The organism is Streptomyces ossamyceticus (assembly GCF_001418475.1).
Taxonomy (GTDB): Bacteria; Actinomycetota; Actinomycetes; order Streptomycetales; family Streptomycetaceae; genus Streptomyces; species Streptomyces ossamyceticus.
The window spans coordinates 358-2,894 of sequence record NZ_LIQX01000430.1 but is presented as its reverse complement, the minus strand read 5'-3'; the positions used below and the strand labels follow the sequence as shown (position 1 = coordinate 2,894).

Annotated in this window: 2 protein-coding genes, 2 pseudogenes and 1 riboswitch; all 4 genes and pseudogenes read right to left on the bottom strand. The window is 69.3% G+C overall.

Features of this window, described 5'->3' with window-relative positions:
• A partial coding sequence (locus AOK15_RS47375; protein ID WP_240508630.1) for a transglycosylase family protein occupies positions 1–212 on the bottom strand: 212 nt, incomplete at its 3' end.
• A gap of 4 nt (positions 213–216) precedes the next feature.
• A riboswitch (cyclic di-AMP (ydaO/yuaA leader) is annotated at positions 217–416 on the bottom strand.
• 182 nt (positions 417–598) lie between these two features.
• Positions 599–1,627, bottom strand: a complete 1,029-nt coding sequence (locus AOK15_RS28335; protein ID WP_055521197.1) for a LysM peptidoglycan-binding domain-containing protein — start codon at positions 1,625–1,627, stop codon at positions 599–601.
• Between the two features lie 186 nt (positions 1,628–1,813).
• Positions 1,814–2,289 (bottom strand): annotated as a pseudogene (locus tag AOK15_RS47370) (cytochrome P450); the annotation flags it as partial.
• A gap of 2 nt (positions 2,290–2,291) precedes the next feature.
• Positions 2,292–2,537: pseudogene (locus AOK15_RS47365) on the bottom strand (cytochrome P450); the annotation flags it as partial.

Here is a 2,537-nt window from a genome sequence, read left to right as displayed (position 1 = left end):
CCGCCGTAGTAGCCGTTGCCGGTGTTGATGGACCAGTCGCCGCCGGACTCGCACTGGGCGACGGCGTCCCACTCGGACTCGGTGGCGGCGGAGGCGCTGCCGGCCGCCATGAGCGGGGCGGCGATCGCGGCGGCACCGGCGACACCGGCGACGGCGATGGCGCGGGCGGTCTTGGACGGACGGCGGTGCTTGCCCTTGCTGGAAAACAGCATGGAGTGATCCCCTCACCGACGCCTACGAGGTGAGCTGTCGGGTTCGGGCCGGTTGAGTTGCCCGGCCGCACCCGCTCGCCTTCCGGCTCACGTGATGCGGCTTCACCCCGAGCCGGTGCCGGCGGTGTGACCCCGAAGGGCCTCAACCGCCGGACCCGGCGCAAACCTTGGGTCCCCCGCTCCTGCCTACGGCGCTTGACGCGTCGACTGTTCCGAGCGGTCGTCGGCAGGATTCGGCGTGACGACCGCAAGGGCCCGCTGTGGCGAGCGGTCACGACCGTAAACACGTGATTCGCCGAATTTCAAAGACGATCAGGGGGTCTGTGATTCATCTCCCACCGAGATCAAAACGGGCATTTAGGGGTGAATCATGACCCGAACTGTCGCTACTTTTCGCCCGTTTCGGCATCGACTTCCAGGGTCTGACCGGGAAGGATGAGGTCCGGGTCGGTTCCGACCGTGCCCTCGTTTTCGGCATACAGCTCCCGCCACCCGCCGCCCAGCTCAAGGGAGTCGGCGATGGCCGTCAGGTTGTCCCCGGGGCGGACGGTGTACGAGCCGTCGACGGCTTCGCGGGAGGCGTCGCCGCCGCGGGAGGCGTGCCGGCCGGTGGAGGCGTCGCCGCGGGAGTCGGCCGCGTCGGTGTGGACGCCCTCCTCGGCGCTGGCGCCACGGTGGCGACCGGTGCCGGTGTCGGCATCGTCGCTGATGGAAGGGGTGTCGCCGGACGCGGAGTTACCCGAGTCGCCGTCCTTGGCGTCAGCCTCGGCCGAGCTGTCGGATTCCTGCGAACCATCGGCACGGTCGGAGTCCGAGGACTCGGAGGAGTCGCCCGCGCCCGTGTCTGCCTTGGTGGAGCCCTCGGGCACACGGGAGGACGAATCCGACGAACCGGACGATTCCGGTGATTCACCGGAATCCGATGAGCCGCTGGACTTGGTGGAGTTGCCGGACGAACTGGATGAATCGGAGGAATCAGAGGAATTACCCGAACTGGATGAATCCCCCGCCACCCCGGTGTCCACGTCGGCCGAGGCGGAGTCGCCGTCGAGGTTGTGGAGGAGTCCACAGGTCGACCAGGCGCCCACACCCTGGTCGTCGAGGATTCTCTCGGCGACCGCGATTTGCTGCGAACGGCTGGCCTGGTCGGGGCTGGTCGCATAGGCGAGGCCGCCGTGGTTCTCCCAGTCGGCCTGGGAGATCTGGAGGCCGCCGTAGCGCCCGTTCCCGGTGTCGGCGCTCCAGGAGCCGCCGCTCTCGCACTCCGCCACCTGGTCCCAGGTGGTTCCGCTGGCCGCACTGGCGCCGGTGGCGCCGAGGAGCGGGATGGCGATGGCGGAGCCTGTCACTCCGGCCGCGACGAGGAGTGCCGGAGCCTGACGGGGGCGACGGTGACGACCGTTCCCGGAGAGCATGCGGTTGCCTTTCACGCGACAGCAGAGATCTGTGCAAGGGATGTGACGACCCTTCGCACTGACGTGTGAACGTATCCGTAGACGATCAGTTGTCACAAGTTAATGCAGCGGAGATCACGTGAAGATCACGAACTTGAGGGTGTGTCACCTTCGGTCGCTGTTCCTGATAGGGGTACGGGCCGTTCATCAGCCCTGACGCGGTGTGAACTCGACGGGAAGGGTGCGCAGTCCGCGCATGATGAGCCCGCCGCGCCAGCGCAGGTCGGCCGGGTCGGCGGCGAGCCGCAGATCGGGCAGCCGGGTGAGGAGCGTCGCCAGCGCGGTCTGTCCCTCCAGGCGGGCGAGGGGCGCGCCCAGGCAGTAGTGGATGCCGTGGCCGTAGCCGAGGTGCTGGTTGTCACGGCGGGACAGGTCGAGCGTGTCGGGGTCGGCGAAGCGGGCCGGGTCACGGTCGGCTGCCGCGAGGACTACCAGCACCGGGTCGCCTGGGGCGATGTCCTGCCCGCCGACGGTGAGCGGCTGCGTGGCGAACCGCCAGGTGGCCAGCTCCACGGGGCCGTCGTAGCGGAGGAGTTCCTCGACGCCGGTCTCCAGCAGGGCCGTCTCGCCCGCGGCGAGGGAGGTCTGGAGGCGGGCGCGCTGCTCGGGGTGGGTGAGCAGGGNNTTCTCGGTGAGGTGCTCACCGTGGTCCGAGGCACGGATGAGACCGGAGATGAGGTCTTCGCCGGGGCCGGGTTCGGTGGGCAGCGCCTCGCGCTTGCGGTGGATGAGGTCCGCGAGATAGCCGCGCATCTTCTTCACCGACCTCGCGACCCCGCCGCGCGGGCCGCCGCCGTGCCGGATCATCATGCCCGCCCAGTCCCGGAAGTCGTCCTGGTCCTCGCGGGGGACGCCGAGCAGGTCGCAGATG